The sequence below is a fragment of the Oceanibaculum indicum P24 genome (assembly GCF_000299935.1).
In the GTDB taxonomy this organism is placed as follows: Bacteria; Pseudomonadota; Alphaproteobacteria; order Oceanibaculales; family Oceanibaculaceae; genus Oceanibaculum; species Oceanibaculum indicum.
In genome coordinates, this window is sequence record NZ_AMRL01000001.1 from 103,289 (window position 1) to 117,014 (window position 13,726).

Annotated in this window: 13 protein-coding genes; 7 read left to right on the plus strand and 6 right to left on the minus strand. The window is 66.7% G+C overall.

Features of this window, described 5'->3' with window-relative positions; all coding sequences use genetic code 11:
- The first annotated feature begins 121 nt into the window (after nucleotides 1–121).
- Nucleotides 122–880, plus strand: coding sequence for an SDR family NAD(P)-dependent oxidoreductase (locus tag P24_RS00490; protein WP_008942718.1), 759 nt, complete (start codon nucleotides 122–124; stop codon nucleotides 878–880).
- Nucleotides 881–1,021: 141 nt separating this feature from the next.
- Here the strand turns inward: P24_RS00490 and P24_RS00495 are convergent, their stop codons facing one another.
- The 5 genes from P24_RS00495 to pdxH all read right to left on the minus strand — a co-directional run bounded on the left by P24_RS00495 (nucleotide 1,022) and on the right by pdxH (nucleotide 6,843).
- Nucleotides 1,022–2,518, minus strand: coding sequence for a thioredoxin-like domain-containing protein (locus tag P24_RS00495; protein ID WP_008942719.1), 1,497 nt, complete (start codon nucleotides 2,516–2,518; stop codon nucleotides 1,022–1,024).
- Between the two features lie 357 nt (nucleotides 2,519–2,875).
- The gene (locus P24_RS00500) at nucleotides 2,876–3,679 is read right to left on the minus strand and encodes an SDR family NAD(P)-dependent oxidoreductase (protein ID WP_008942720.1); all 804 of its coding nucleotides are present in this window, start codon (nucleotides 3,677–3,679) and stop codon (nucleotides 2,876–2,878) included.
- Nucleotides 3,680–3,766: 87 nt separating this feature from the next.
- Nucleotides 3,767–5,311: a bifunctional aminoglycoside phosphotransferase/ATP-binding protein gene (locus P24_RS00505; protein WP_008942721.1), complete on the minus strand. Its 1,545-nt coding sequence runs from the start codon at nucleotides 5,309–5,311 to the stop codon at nucleotides 3,767–3,769.
- A complete protein-coding gene (locus P24_RS00510; RefSeq protein WP_040706032.1) occupies nucleotides 5,308–6,240 on the minus strand; it encodes a cation diffusion facilitator family transporter in 933 nt (310 codons plus the stop codon). The genes P24_RS00505 and P24_RS00510 overlap by 4 nt, the downstream gene beginning before the upstream one ends.
- Before the next feature lie 12 nt (nucleotides 6,241–6,252).
- A complete protein-coding gene (pdxH, locus tag P24_RS00515) occupies nucleotides 6,253–6,843 on the minus strand; it encodes a pyridoxamine 5'-phosphate oxidase (protein WP_008942723.1) in 591 nt (196 codons plus the stop codon).
- Nucleotides 6,844–7,076: 233 nt separating this feature from the next.
- Here pdxH and P24_RS00520 point away from each other — a divergent pair, with 233 nt between their 5' ends.
- The 6 genes from P24_RS00520 to P24_RS00545 all read left to right on the plus strand — a co-directional run bounded on the left by P24_RS00520 (nucleotide 7,077) and on the right by P24_RS00545 (nucleotide 12,969).
- Nucleotides 7,077–7,547: an RT0821/Lpp0805 family surface protein gene (locus P24_RS00520; protein ID WP_008942724.1), complete on the plus strand. Its 471-nt coding sequence runs from the start codon at nucleotides 7,077–7,079 to the stop codon at nucleotides 7,545–7,547.
- A gap of 21 nt (nucleotides 7,548–7,568) precedes the next feature.
- Entirely contained in the window at nucleotides 7,569–8,591 is a 1,023-nt protein-coding gene (locus tag P24_RS00525; RefSeq protein ID WP_008942725.1) for a DnaJ C-terminal domain-containing protein, read from the plus strand.
- A gap of 203 nt (nucleotides 8,592–8,794) precedes the next feature.
- Nucleotides 8,795–9,607, plus strand: a complete 813-nt coding sequence (gene fabI / locus P24_RS00530) for an enoyl-ACP reductase FabI (RefSeq protein ID WP_008942726.1) — start codon at nucleotides 8,795–8,797, stop codon at nucleotides 9,605–9,607.
- 21 nt (nucleotides 9,608–9,628) lie between these two features.
- A complete protein-coding gene (gene aroC, locus P24_RS00535) occupies nucleotides 9,629–10,717 on the plus strand; it encodes a chorismate synthase (protein WP_008942727.1) in 1,089 nt (362 codons plus the stop codon).
- 4 nt (nucleotides 10,718–10,721) lie between these two features.
- Entirely contained in the window at nucleotides 10,722–12,506 is a 1,785-nt protein-coding gene (gene sppA, locus P24_RS00540; RefSeq protein ID WP_008942728.1) for a signal peptide peptidase SppA, read from the plus strand.
- 55 nt (nucleotides 12,507–12,561) lie between these two features.
- Complete coding sequence (locus tag P24_RS00545) at nucleotides 12,562–12,969, plus strand: hypothetical protein (protein WP_008942729.1); 408 nt, start codon at nucleotides 12,562–12,564, stop codon at nucleotides 12,967–12,969.
- A 3-nt stretch (nucleotides 12,970–12,972) separates the two neighbouring features.
- On the opposite strand, the gene P24_RS00550 is transcribed toward P24_RS00545, so the two are convergent.
- Entirely contained in the window at nucleotides 12,973–13,713 is a 741-nt protein-coding gene (locus tag P24_RS00550; protein ID WP_008942730.1) for a TlyA family RNA methyltransferase, read from the minus strand.
- Between the last annotated feature and the right edge of the window lie 13 nt (nucleotides 13,714–13,726).

Here is a 13,726-nt window from a genome sequence, read left to right on the forward strand (position 1 = left end):
TGCGGAATTGAATTTCACACATCAAAAATAGCCAGCACGGCTGCTATCCGCAACAGCCAACTTGAAAAGCCGGGAAATGCCGTGGAGCATGCCCGGCCAAAGAAACAGGAGGATACCCCCAATGCTGAAAGCCGACTTCGCCGGAAAACGCGCCCTGGTGACCGGCGGCGCGTCGGGCATCGGGCTGGCCACTGCCCGGGCGCTGGCTGCCTGCGGTGCTGCCGTTGCCGTGAACCATCTGGCGGACGATCCGCGCGGACCAGAGGCCGTGGCCGCGATCCGGGAGGCCGGCGGCACCGCGCTGGCGGCGCCGGGCGACGTGTCCAATCCGGAGCAGGCGGCAGCGATGGTGGAGACGGCGGCAAAGGCGCTGGGCGGGCTCGACATCCTCATCAACAACGCGGCGACGCCGGGCTCGCTGGAGCCGATCCCCTTCGCCGACCTCGACGCGATGACCGAGGAATTCTGGGGCAAGCTTCTGTCCACCAATCTGGTCGGCCCGTTCCGCTGCACCCGCGCCGCCGTGCCCTATCTGCGCGAAGCACGCGGCTGCATCGTCTCCACCGCCTCCATCGCCGGGATGGGCGGCAATGCCAGCTCACTGGCCTATGGTGCTGCCAAGGCCGGCCTCATCAACCTGACGCGCAACCTCGCCAAGGCGCTGGGACCGGACATCCGCGTGAACGCGGTCGCCCCCGGCCTTACCCGCACGCCTTGGACCGATACCTGGCCCGACGAGCGCAAGGACCGTTCGGTCGCCAACACCATGCTGCTGCGCATGGTGGAGCCGGAGGATGTGGCCGATGCCATGGTCTATCTCTGCGCCAACAAGGCGGTCACCGGCCAGACCGTGGTGGTCGATTGCGGCCGGATGTTCTGACTGCCCTCAACTTGTCACCCCCGGGCTTGACCCGGGGGTCCAGGGGCCACGTGTTGTAACGTTCCAGGCAGGGCACCGCCCCTGGATTGCCGGGTCAAGCCCGGCAATGACATTAGAGAAAATTCCTACCCTGCCCCGTACCTACCCCGACCAGGTTCGGTAGCGGCGCGTGGCGGGCAGATATTCCAGCACGCGGTGATTGTTTGTATCGCTGACCAGCAGCCGGCCGGAACCGTCCGCGGCGATTCCGGCCAGTTCGGCCAGCGGCAGGCACAGCGAATCCTCGCACAGGAAGCCGTCATCGAGGTCGCGCACGGTGCGGTCGGCGAAATCCACCACGCGCAGCGCGTTATTGTAGCTGTCGGCGACCAGCAGCCCGCCTTCCGGCCCGGCCTCCTCCCACCAGTCGAGGCCGAGGCAGTGCTGCAGCCGTGCGCTGGCATAGTCGCCATTCACATGGCCGAACTCGAACAGCCCCTGGCCGACCAGCGTCTCGACGACCGGCCCTTCCGGCGTGCTGCGCACGGCCCGGACCGAGGAAGTCTCGCTGTCGGCGAAATAGAGCGTGCCGCCATCGGGCGAGAGAGCGAGGCCGCTGGGCTGCGCCAGCGTCGCCTCCGCCGCCGGCCCGTCGGTTATGTTCTCGCCGCCACTGCCGGCCAGCCGGACCACTTCCGCGCGGGCGAAATCGATATAGCCAAGCTGGTGGGTACCGGCATTGGCGAAATACAGCGTGCCGCCGGAGAGCGCCAGATCCCAGGGCGAGGCCAGTTCCGCATCGGCGAAGGGCACCGCACTTTGCAGCACGTAGCCACGCCGGCCATTGCCAGCCAGCGTTGTCACCTGCCCGGTCTGGCGGTCGATACGGCGGATCGCGTGGTTGCCAGTATCGGCGACATAGATCGCCCCGGTATCGGCGGCCAGCCCCTGCGGATCGCGGAAGCGCGCCCGGTCCGCCGGCCCGCTGGCGAATCCCGCCTCCCCGCTGCCGAAGCGCATCAGCTCCCGCCCCTCATCGTCCAGAATGACGATCTGATGATGCCCGGAATCGGCCAGAATCCACAGCTTGCCGGGACTGTCCGGCGCTTCCGGCAGGGGCTTGATCTTGCCGGGAAAGCGGAACCGCGCCGAGGGCATCCTCTCCGGTTCCAGGTCGAGCGGGCGGGGCCGCATCGTCCCCTTGCGGCGATAGTCCTTCAGCGTCTTTTCGACGACTTCCTGCAGCCGCTCCGCATCCGGTTCGCCGGAATGCTGGCCGATCACATAGCCGTCCGGCGAGACAAAGATGAGCGTCGGCCAGGCCCGCACCGCATATTCCTGCCACAGCAGGAAGTCCGGATCGTGCACCACTGGATGCGCGATGCCATGGCGCGCGATGGCATGGCGGACAGCCTCCGGCTCGCGTTCGGCGGCGAATTTCGGCGAATGCACGCCGATCACCGCGACATCCTCGGGGAAGGCCTGCTCCAGCCGCTTCAGCGTCGGCAGGATGTGCAGACAGTTGATGCAGCAGAAGGTCCAGAAATCCAGGATCAGCAGCTTGCCGCGCAGATCCGCCAGCGACAGCGGTTGCGGCACGTTGAACCAGGCCAGGCCTGGGCGGTCGATCTCGGGCGCGCGGACGGCGGCGGCAGGCATCGGGGCTCCTGTCGTTTCGGACATCCCCAATCTAGCCGCTCGATCCGGCAGACGTCATTTTTTTGTGACCTTTGGCCGGTGCATCGCTGCTCCCCCCTCCGTCCGTCACCCCCGCATTTATTGCGGGGGTCCCGGGTTCAGCTTACTGGATCGATGCCCGAAGCAAGCCGATACCTGGATTCCCGGCACAAGGCCGGGAATGACGGCCTGAGAGAGTGGTGACTGAAGGCGCATCATACTGCTCCACCCCCACCCCATCCCTCCCCCGTCGAGGGGGAGGGGGAAAGGAAGCTGCATCCATATTTCCCTCTCCCCTCCCTTCGTATGTTGGGCGGCGGAGGGACAGGGAGGGGGGTATCAATACAGATGCTGGCCGCCGGTGACGAAAATCTCGGTGCCGGTGACATAGCCGAACTGGTCGGAACACAGCGCAAAGACGGTCGAGGCGACATCCTCCGGCTTGCCGAGCCGGTGCATCGGGATGCGCGGCACCAGCATCTCGTACTCCGGCGACAGCATGGCGGTCTCGATCTCGCCCGGCGCCACCGCATTCACCCGGACGCCCAGCTGCGCGAAATCGGCCGCCATCTCGCGGGTCAGCGCCGACAGCGCCGCCTTCGAGGTGGAATAGGCCGACCCGGCGAAGGGATGGATCGAATGACCGGCAATGGAGGTGATATTCACGATCGAGCCCTTGCCCTTGTGCAGGGCGGCGGCGAAGCCGCGGGCCAGACGCAGCGGCGCGAAGCAGTTCAGCTCGAACACCTGCTGCCAGGCATCGATATCACCGTTCAGGCAGCCCAGCCGTTCCTTGAAGTCGGTCTTGGGCGACCAGCCGGCATTGTTGATCAGCGCATGCACCGGCCCGCCATCGAGCAGCGCCGTCGCCTCGTCGATGAACGCCTTTACGCTGGCGGGGTCGAACAGGTCAGTCGGGATATGCGCCGTCCAGTAGGGATCGCGCTGGCATTCGGCCGGCGCGGCATCGCGGCTGCAGGTGATGATCTTCCAGCCCCGGTCGCGGAAATAGCGCGCGGTGGAATGACCGATGCCCCGGCTGGCGCCGGTGACGATGCAGGTCTTCGCCTGTGACAGGTCCGGGGCGGAGAGGTCCGGGGCAGGCTCGGCCTTATGGTCTATCGGGCAGGCATTCTCGGACATGGCGCACTCACAGGGGTATGGGGCGGAAGCTTCGGCGGCGCAGCATATACCATCGCCGGGACGAGCGGGAGATATTGCGAGCGATTCTCAATTAATTTCCGGCAGGCCCAGCGCATCCCTTGCCGCCGCCAGGGAGGCTTCCTTGCCCCCGCCGGTATCGATCCTGCGCCAGCCTTCGGGCGGCCTGATCCGCGCGGCCTGCGCGCGCACCACGGTGGATGTCGCGTCCGAGGCATCGCCGCGCCTGTTATCGACGCGCTCTTCCAGAAGGCGCTGCGGTGCCTCCAGCCACAGACCCTCGAAGGGTACGCCGGCCTTCGCCGCAACATTGGCGATGCCGTCACGCTGCCAGTCCTCGCCATAGACCGCATCGGCGATCACCGCATGGCCCTGCGCCAGCACCTCCCCCGCCAGCCGTGCGATCTCCGCGAAGACGCGGCGCGAGACCTCCGGCCTGTAGGCTTCCTGTGGCAGAGGATCGGTTTCCGCCACGCCGAACAGACGTTTGCGGATCACGTCGCTGCGCAGGATCACGGCACCCGGCGCCACGCCCAGAGCTGGAGCCAGTCCGCGCGCCAGCGTCGATTTGCCGGTGCCGGACAGGCCGCCAACCGCGACCAGTCGCGCCGGGGATGGGTCAAGATATGACAGGGCCAGGTCGAGATAGGAGCGCGCCTCGGCCGCCGCTTTTTCCCGCTTTTCCCCCTCAAGACCGTCCACGAGCCGCGCCGTCACATGGGCGCGGATCGCCGCCCGGCAGGCCAGCATCAGCGGCAATACCGCCAGCCCGTCATAGCCGCACCGCGACAGATAGCGGTTCAGCACGCGGTTGGCGTGCCCGCGCAACCCGCGATAATTGAGGTCCATCAGCAGGAAGCTGAGGTCATAGAGCGTATCGATGAGGGCGAAATCGTCGTTGAACTCGATACAGTCGAACAGCGTCGGCCGCCCGTCGATCAGGCAGATATTGCGCAGATGCAGATCGCCATGGCAGCGCCGCACATGACCGCCATCGCGCCTGTCGTCCAGCACGCCGGTCACCCGCTTCAGCGCGGCCCGGCAGCCCTGGTTCACACGCTCTACGGCGCTCGCATCGAAGACCGTGCCGATGGCGCGCTCCAGCTCCGCCGCATTGCCCTCGACATAGCCCCGGAAGGCTTTTGCTCCGCCCTGCCCCGGCGCGGTTTCCGCCGCCGCGTGGAAACCGGCGATGGCATCGGCCAGCCCATCCATCAGCGGCTCCGTGAGATCGCCGCGTTCGGCCATGGTGTCGAACAGGGCAGACTGGTCGAAGCGCCGCATGACCACCAGCCAGTCCAGTGCCTCCCCCTCTTCCTGCCCCAGCGTCAGCGTGCCGTCCGGCAGACGCCGCACCGCCTGCACCGTCAGATAGAGGTCCGGCGCGGTACGGCGGTTCAGCGCCAGCTCCGCCTCGCAGAATGACCGGCGCTTTTCGACGGTGGAGAAATCCATGTAAGGAAAATGCACCGCCTTCTTCAGCTTGTAGGCCCGCTCGCCGGCCAGGAAGACATGGGCAGTGTGGGTCTCCAGCCGCTCCACCGGCCCTGGCCCGCCATAGGTCTCCGGCCGCGACAGGAAATCGATGACCGGCTGCTGCGGATCGCCGGTCATGTGCCCGCCGGCGCCGGCGGGTTATCCCGTGGCGCATCCGGGATACCATGCGGGTCCTGATGGACGATGACGTCGGCGCCGGGAAAAGCCGCCTCGATCTTCGCTTCCACCGCATCGGCAATGGCGTGCGCTTTGGCGAGGCTGGTGGTCCCGTCCAGTTCAAGATGCATCTGGATGAACCGGTCCGGCCCGGCGGCGCGGGTGCGCAAATCATGGACGCCCAGCACGCCGGGATGATCGCGCGCCATTACCAGGATCGACCGGCGTTCCTCGTCCGGCAGTTCGCGGTCCATCAGCATGTCGAGCGCCTCGCCGCCGATGCCGCGCGCGTTCCAGATGAGATAGAGCGCGATGCCCAGCGCGAAGACCGGATCGGCCAGCGGAAAATCGAACCAGCCGGTCAGCACCAGCGAGGCGATGATCGACAGATTGATCAGCAGGTCGCCCTTGTAGTGCAGGCTGTCGGCGGAAACGACCAAAGAGCCGGTGCGGCGGATCACATGGCGCTGGAAGGCCACCAGCGCCAGCGTCAGCAGGATCGAGAACACCATGACCGCGATGCCGATCTCCTGCTGCGCCACCGGCTGCGGCGACCACAGCCGGCGCACCGCCTCCACGCTCAGGAACAGCGCCGAGCCGACGATGAAGGCGGCCTGCCCCAGCGCGGCGATCGGTTCCGCCTTGCCATGGCCGAAGCGGTGTTCCTTGTCCGCCGGGGTCAGGGCCTGGCGGATCGCCACGAAGGCGACGATGGAGGCGAAACCATCCAGCACCGAATCGACCAGGCTGGACAGCAGCGCGACCGAGCCGGTCAGCAGCCAGGCCACCAGCTTCGCGGCGATCAGCACCAGCGCCACCGACACAGCCGCATAGCTCGCCAGCCGCATCAGGCGGCCATTGGCTTGGGTCGATGCGGGGGCGTCAGTCATGCGCGGTCCTGATTAGGGATACAGTTTCTCGGTCGCCCAGCCATTCCCGGCCGGCTTGTAGATCAGCCGGTCATGCAGGCGGAACGGCCTGTCCTCCCAGAACTCGAAATAATCCGGGCGGATGCGGAAGCCCGACCAGTAGGGCGGGCGCGGAATGGTGCCGACCGGGTATTTGGCGGCATATTTCGCCACCGCCTTCTCCAGCGCGAATCGGCTTTCCAGCGGGCGCGACTGCTGCGAGGCCCAGGCGCCGATCTGGCTCTGCCGGGGGCGGCTGTGGAAATACTCGTCGGCCTCGGCGTCGCTGACCTTTTCCACCGGCCCCTCGATCCGCACCTGCCGGCGCAGCGACTTCCAGTGGAACAGCAGTGCCGTCTGCGGGTTGCCGAGGATTTCCGTGCCCTTGCGGCTTTCGTAATTGGTGTAGAAGACGAAACCGGAAGCATCGAACCCCTTCAGCAGCACCATGCGGATCGATGGCCGGCCTTTCGCATCGACACTCGCCACCGCCATGGCGTTGGGGTCGTTGATTTCCTTCTCCTTCGCCTCCTCGAACCAGCGGGCGAACAGGTCGAAGGGGTCGTCATGCTGTGTATCGCTCATCAGGTAACGCCTCGGCATCGTGCGGGTCGCGGTTAAGGTAGTCAGACCATGCCGCCGGGTCCAGCCAACAACGGCAGGACAGTTATGCAAAGGCAAAGCTGGACTGTAAAAAATGCCGTTGGAACAGGGGCCGGACTCACTATCTTGTGGGGGCAGACGCCGCCCTACGTTAATATCGTATGAAATCTGGTCGGGCAGCGCCTGCCGGAACCCCTTTTCAGGTTGTTATCGAGATGATGAAGAAAACCGCCCTTGCCCTGTCCGCCCTGCTGCTGCTTGCAGCCTGCGAGAACGGCAATCACGAGAACAAGCAGACCGCCGGCACCATCCTGGGCGGTATCGCCGGCGCAGTCGCCGGTTCGCAGATTGGCGGCGGCAAGGGCCGGCTGGCGGCTGTGGCCGCCGGTGCGCTGCTAGGCGGCTTCCTTGGCAACCAGATCGGCCGCGACCTGGACGAGGTGGACCGCCAGCGCGCGAACCGGGCGATGGACCGTGCGCAGGCCGCCCCGGTAGGCGAGACCATCACCTGGAACAACCCGAACACCGGAAATTCCGGCAGCGTGACGCCGGTGCGCGAGGGCACTTCTGCCAGCGGCGAATATTGCCGCGAATTCCAGCAGACCGTCACCATCGGCGGCAAGAGCGAGAATGCCTACGGCACCGCCTGCCGCCAGCCTGACGGCAGCTGGAAGATCGTCGAATAACCGGCGGGAACAGGACCAACGATGCGCGATCCCTATGACGTGTTGGGCGTGGCGCCGAACGCGTCTCAGGCTGACATCAAGGCGGCGTTCCGCAAGCTTGCGAAGAAGTACCACCCGGACGTGAATGCCGGCGATCCGGATGTGGAGCGCAAGTTCAAGGAAGTGAACACCGCCTACAATCTGCTGTCCGACACCGACAAGCGCGCCAAGTACGACCGTGGCGACCTGGATGCGGAAGGCAATGAGCGGCGCTTTTCCAGCGGCGGCTATCGCGGCACGCGCGCCGGGACGCGCGCCAGCTCCGGCCGGTCGCGCGGCCCCTTCGGCTTTGGCGGGTCCAGCGGCAGTGCCGAGGATTTCTTCTCCGAATTCTTCCGCGCCGCCGGCATGAAGCCGGAGGATGTAAAGGCCCGCGCCGGCCAGGCGGGTGCCGGGACCGCCGGAACCGGGACGGCTGGTGCTGGAGCAAGTGCCGGGGCCGGCACGCGGACCCGCGATACCGAACGCGGCGCCGAGGTGCGCTACAAGCTGGATATCGAGTTCCTGGAGGCCGCCGCCGGAGCCAAGAAGCGCGTCACCTTCCCGGATGGCAAGACGCTGGAGATCACCATCCCGTCCGGCACCGAAAGCGGCCAGACACTGCGCCTGAAGGGTCAGGGCCGGCCCGGCAGCCATGGCAGCCCGCCCGGCGATGCCTTCGTCGAGGTGACGGTGAAGCCGCACCATTATTTCGAGCGCCGGGACATCAACATCTATCTCGACCTGCCGGTTACGCTGCAGGAAGCGGCGCTGGGCGCCTCTGTCCCGGTGCCGACCATCGACGGCAAGGTGCAGCTGCGCATCCCGGCCAACTCCAACGGCGACACCACCCTGCGCCTGAAGGGCAAGGGCGTGCCGGACCGCAAGAGCGGCATCCGCGGCGACCAGTATGTGCGGCTGCGCATCATGCTGCCCGACCCGGCCGACCGCGAGCTGACCGATTTCCTGGAACGCTGGAAGCCGAAAAACAGTTTCAACCCGCGCAAGGCGATGGGGATGGAATAGCGCGCCGGCGGAGGCGAAGCGAGCCTAGGCCTGGATTCCCGACACCGATGGGACTTGGGGTCGGGAATGACGAATGGTGGAGAACAGGCCTGTTTACAAACTGAAACATTTCCCGCCAGCGCCGCAGCTTTACCCTGCTTTGCGCTTTCGTGTAGGATGCCCGACCTTTTCTTTCGACCCGTTTCTGTACCAGTGGGGACTAGATGACCAACGCCTCGGCGCTTATGGCCGGCAAACGCGGCCTCATCATGGGTGTCGCGAACGATCGTTCTATTGCCTGGGGCATTGCCCGCGCCGCCGCGGCGCAGGGCGCGGAACTGGCCTTCACCTATCAGGGCGACGCGCTGAAGAAGCGGGTCGAGCCGCTGGCCGCCTCCATCGGTTCCAGCCTGTTGCTGCCCTGCGACGTGACCGACGAGTCCAGCATCGATTCCACCTTTGCCGCTCTGAAGTCCGAATGGGGCAAGCTGGACTTCGTCGTCCATGCCGTCGCCTATTCCGACAAGGACGAGCTGAAGGGCAAGTATGTCGACACCACGCGCGACAACTTCCTGAATACGCTGGATATTTCCTGCTATTCCTTCACCGCTGTCGCGCAGCGCGCGGTGCCGATGATGAATGATGGCGGCAGCCTGCTGACGCTGACCTATTACGGCGCCGAACGCGTCATGCCGCACTATAATGTGATGGGCGTGGCCAAGGCGGCGCTGGAGGCCAGCGTGCGCTATCTGGCCGTCGATCTGGGCGACCGCGGCATCCGGGTGAACGGCATCTCCGCCGGGCCGATCAAGACGCTGGCCGCCTCTGGTATCGGCGATTTCCGCTATATCCTGAAGTGGAACCAGTATAATTCCCCGCTGAAGCGCAATGTGACGCTGGAGGATGTCGGCGGCTCGGCGCTCTATCTGCTCAGCGACCTCTCGACCGGCGTGACCGGCGAGATTCACCACGTCGATTGCGGCTATCACGTCGTCGGCATGAAGGCGGTGGACGCGCCCGACATATCCGTCGTCTGACGCAGCGGAAAGCGAGCGAACATGGCTGGCAACAGCTTCGGCACGGCGTTCCGCTTCACCACCTGGGGCGAGAGCCACGGACCGTCCATCGGCTGCGTCGTTGATGGCGTGCCGCCGCTGGTGCCGCTGGGCGAGCCGGACATCCAGCACTGGATGGACCGGCGCCGGCCCGGCCAGTCGCGTTTCACCACCCAGCGCCGCGAACCGGACGAGGTGAAAATCGTCTCCGGCGTGTTTGAGGGAGTGACCACCGGCACGCCGATCGGGCTGATCGTCGAGAATGTCGATCAGCGCTCCAAGGATTATTCGGAAATCTCCGAACAGTTCCGGCCCGGCCATGCCGACTTCACCTATCAGGCGAAGTACGGCATCCGCGATTATCGTGGCGGCGGCCGGTCCTCGGCGCGCGAGACGGCGATGCGCGTTGCCGCCGGCGGCATCGCCCGCAAGGTTCTGCACCACATTCTGGGCAAGGATATCTCGATCCGAGGTGCGCTGGTGCAGGTCGGCCCGCATGGCATCGACCGCGCAAACTGGGACTGGGCGGAGACCGAGAACAACCCCTTCTGGTGCCCGGACGCACAGGCGGCGGGACAGTGGGAGGGCTATCTGGACGGGGTGCGCAAGGCAGGCTCCTCCTGCGGCGCCGTCATCGAGGTGGTGGCCAGCGGCTTCCCCGCCGGGCTGGGCGAGCCGATCTACGACAAGCTGGACAGCGACCTTGCCCGCGCGATGATGTCGATCAACGCGGTGAAGGGGGTGGAGATCGGCGCCGGCTTCGAGGCCGCCTCGCTGACCGGCGAGGAAAATGCCGACGAGATGCGCATGGCCGGCAACCGGGTCGACTTCCTGTCGAACAAGGCGGGCGGCATCCTGGGCGGCATTTCCACGGGGCAGGATATCGTGGTGCGCTTCGCGGTGAAGCCGACCAGTTCCATCCTCACGCCGCGCCGCTCGGTGGACCGCAACAATAACGAGATCGAGGTCCGCACCAAGGGTCGGCACGATCCCTGTGTCGGTATCCGCGCCGTGCCGGTGGGCGAGGCGATGATGGCGCTGGTGCTGGCCGATCATGTGCTGCGCCAGCGCGCCCTGACCGGGAAGGTATAGCGCCATGCTGGGCTGGCTGCGCCGGGTGATCGTCGGGCTGCTGGCCCTTGTCGGCCTGATCGTCGTACTGGTGATCGGCGGCCTCTACCTGCTGTCCGACCAGCTGATGGAACGCTACGAATCGCGCTGGCAGGCGCCGGAATTGCCGCCGCGCGTGCTGCTGCACCTGCCGCTCGCCGGTGCGCTGCCGGAACAGGAAAGCGATGCGGTGCAGGCGCTCATCCGGCAGCAGCAGCAACCCAGCCTGCGCCAGGTGCTGGAGGCGCTGGATCGCGCCGCCATCGATCCGCGCGTTGGCGGCATCCTGGCCGATCTCAGCCACGCCCAGCTGGGCCTCGCCCAGGCGCAGGAGCTGCATCAGGCGATCCTGCGCTTCCGCAGCGCCGGCAAGCCGGCCATCGCCTTTGCCGACACCTTCGGCGAGGGCCAGTCCGGCAACACCGCCTACTACATCGCCAGCGCCTTCGACCAGATCTGGCTGCAGCCATCGGGCGATATCGGCCTCACCGGCGTCGCTCTCAACTTCATGTTCCTGCGCGAGGCGCTGGATGAGTGGGGCATCGAGCCGCAGATGATGCGGCGGCAGGAATATAAGGGCGTTGTCGAGACGCTGACCGAACGCAGCCTCACCCCCGCGGTGCGACAGAATTACCAGCGCATCGCCGAGTCCCTGCATGGCCGGATGATCGCCGATATCGCCACCCGCCGGTCGGTCGATGCCGACCGCCTGCGTGCGCTGGTGGACGAAGCGCCGGTCGACGCCGCACGCGGGCTGGAGAACCGGCTGGTGGACCGGCTGGGCTACCGCGATGAGGCGCGCGCCGCCGCGTTGGCGGTGGCCGGTAATGACGCGAGGCCGGTGCCGCTTGGTGCCTATGCCCGCCATGCCGCCAGGCCGCAGGAAAAGCCGGCGGCGGAAATTGCGCTGATCACCGCCAGTGGCCCCATCGTGCGCATGGCCCCCGACGGGCTGTTCCGCGAAGATATCGCGTCTGCCGGCCAACTGGCGGATGCGCTGGACGCCGCGGTCAATGCCCCGTCAGTGCGGGCGATCCTGTTGCGCATCGACAGCCCCGGCGGCTCCTACATCGCCTCCGACAGCATCTGGCAGGCGGTTCGCCGCGCCAAGGAAGCTGGCAAGCCGGTCGTCGCCTGGATGGGCAATGTCGCAGCCTCCGGCGGCTATTTCATCGCCATGGCGGCAGACCGCATCGTGGCGCAGCCGATGACGCTGACCGGGTCCATCGGTGTGGCCGGCGGCAAGATCGTATTCGCCGGCGCGCTGGAACGGCTGGGCATCGGCCATGACCGGGTTGCGGCCGGCGCCAACGCTACCCTGTACAGCCCGCTGGAGCCGTTCACCGACGCGCAGCGCCGGCAGATGGAGCGCACGCTGGACCGCATCTATGCCGATTTCACTGGCAAGGCGGCGGCGGCACGCGGGCTGGATGCGGCCGGGATCGACCGCGCGGCACGCGGCCGCGTCTTCACCGGCGCCGATGCCGACGAGATCGGGCTTGTCGATGCCGTTGGCGGCTATGCCGAGGCGCAGCAGGCGCTGCGCACACTGCTCAGCCTGCCGGACGGCGCGCCCTTGAAGCTTCAGCCCTTCCCGGCACCGGAGGACCCGTTCCAGGCCGTGCTGGATCTGCTGCGCGGCGGCGAGTTCATGCAGGCGCTGGCCAGCCTGTCCCGGCTGTCGGCACTGTTGACGCGGTATGAGGCACTGCTGGGCGGGGCGATGGAAGCGCCGCAACCGCTGCGCCTGCCAATACCGGAAATCAAGTGAGGGCGCCCAGCGATGCGCCTTCATTCCGCCGCAGAAGACCGGCAAGGTTAGGGGCATGATGCGCCGCCTTCCCTTCCTGCTGTTTGCCGCCCTGCTGACCATCGCCGCGACAGGCCTGGCGCCGGCCCCGTCCAGCGCGGCGTCGGGCGCCAAGACCGACAGCACGAACACGGCGCGTTTCGTGAACGTCGGCCCCTACATGATCAATTTCCTGCAGGACGAGAAGCCGGTCGGCGGCCGTCTTGCGCTGACCATCGAGGCCAAGGATCTGGCCGCGCGCACGGCGCTGACCCAGAACAGCCAGCTGGTCGATGCCATGGTCCTGCCGCTGGCCATCGAGCTTTATTCCGCTGGCCGGCCCAGCCAGCAGAGCATCCGCACCTTCAAGCTGAAGCTGATCGACGCGCTGAACCGGCAATTCGGCGATGTCGTCACGGACGTCTATATCCGCAGCCTGATGTAAGCGTCAGCCGCCCTTGCGGCCGGCGATCAGGAATTCGCGGTTGCCCTCCGGCCCCAGGATCGGCGAGGGCTCGATCCCCAGCACATTCCAGCCCGGCTGTGCCGACAGCCAGTCCGCAATGCGCTGACAGACCTCCTCATGCAGGGCCGGATCGCGCACTACCCCGCCCTTGCCGACCCGTTCCTTGCCAACCTCAAACTGCGGTTTGATGAGCGCCACCAGAAAAGCATTCGCGCTGGCCAGTTCCAGCGGCCGCGCCAGCACCAGCTCCAGCCCGATGAAACTGGCATCGCAGACCACCAGGTCGATGGCATCCGGGACCTGCTCCGCCGTCAGGTGGCGGGCGTTGGTACGCTCCAGCACTACCACCCGGTCATCCTGCCGCAGCTTCCAGGCCAGCTGCCCGTGGCCCACATCAACCGCATAGATCCTGGCCGCCCCGCGGCTCAGCAGCACATCGGTGAAGCCGCCGGTGGAGGCCCCGACATCGAGGCAGGTCATACCAGTCGGATCGATCCCGAAATGATCTAACCCATGTTGCAGTTTCAGCCCACCGCGCGAAACCCAGGGATGATCCTGCCCCTTCAGCTCCAGCGGCGCGTCCTCTGGCAGCGCCGTGCCGGGCTTGTCCAGCCGCTTGGTGTCGGAATAGACCAGCCCGGCCATGACGAGCGCCTGGGCGCGGGCCCGGCTTTCCACCAGCCCGCGCTCCACCAGCAGCACGTCGAGGCGTTTCTTCGCCACCGGGGCCATCGGG

Coding starts and splice junctions, on each gene's coding strand:
- P24_RS00520 (WP_008942724.1), top strand. CDS start 7,077: ATGATGAAGAAAACCGCCCTTGCCCTGTCCGCCCTGCTGCTGCTTGCA.
- pdxH (WP_008942723.1), bottom strand. CDS start 6,843: ATGAGCGATACACAGCATGACGACCCCTTCGACCTGTTCGCCCGCTGG.
- sppA (WP_008942728.1), top strand. CDS start 10,722: ATGCTGGGCTGGCTGCGCCGGGTGATCGTCGGGCTGCTGGCCCTTGTC.
- P24_RS00495 (WP_008942719.1), bottom strand. CDS start 2,518: ATGCCTGCCGCCGCCGTCCGCGCGCCCGAGATCGACCGCCCAGGCCTG.
- P24_RS00545 (WP_008942729.1), top strand. CDS start 12,562: ATGATGCGCCGCCTTCCCTTCCTGCTGTTTGCCGCCCTGCTGACCATC.
- P24_RS00510 (WP_040706032.1), bottom strand. CDS start 6,240: ATGACTGACGCCCCCGCATCGACCCAAGCCAATGGCCGCCTGATGCGG.
- P24_RS00500 (WP_008942720.1), bottom strand. CDS start 3,679: ATGTCCGAGAATGCCTGCCCGATAGACCATAAGGCCGAGCCTGCCCCG.
- P24_RS00490 (WP_008942718.1), top strand. CDS start 122: ATGCTGAAAGCCGACTTCGCCGGAAAACGCGCCCTGGTGACCGGCGGC.
- P24_RS00505 (WP_008942721.1), bottom strand. CDS start 5,311: ATGACCGGCGATCCGCAGCAGCCGGTCATCGATTTCCTGTCGCGGCCG.
- aroC (WP_008942727.1), top strand. CDS start 9,629: ATGGCTGGCAACAGCTTCGGCACGGCGTTCCGCTTCACCACCTGGGGC.
- P24_RS00525 (WP_008942725.1), top strand. CDS start 7,569: ATGCGCGATCCCTATGACGTGTTGGGCGTGGCGCCGAACGCGTCTCAG.
- fabI (WP_008942726.1), top strand. CDS start 8,795: ATGACCAACGCCTCGGCGCTTATGGCCGGCAAACGCGGCCTCATCATG.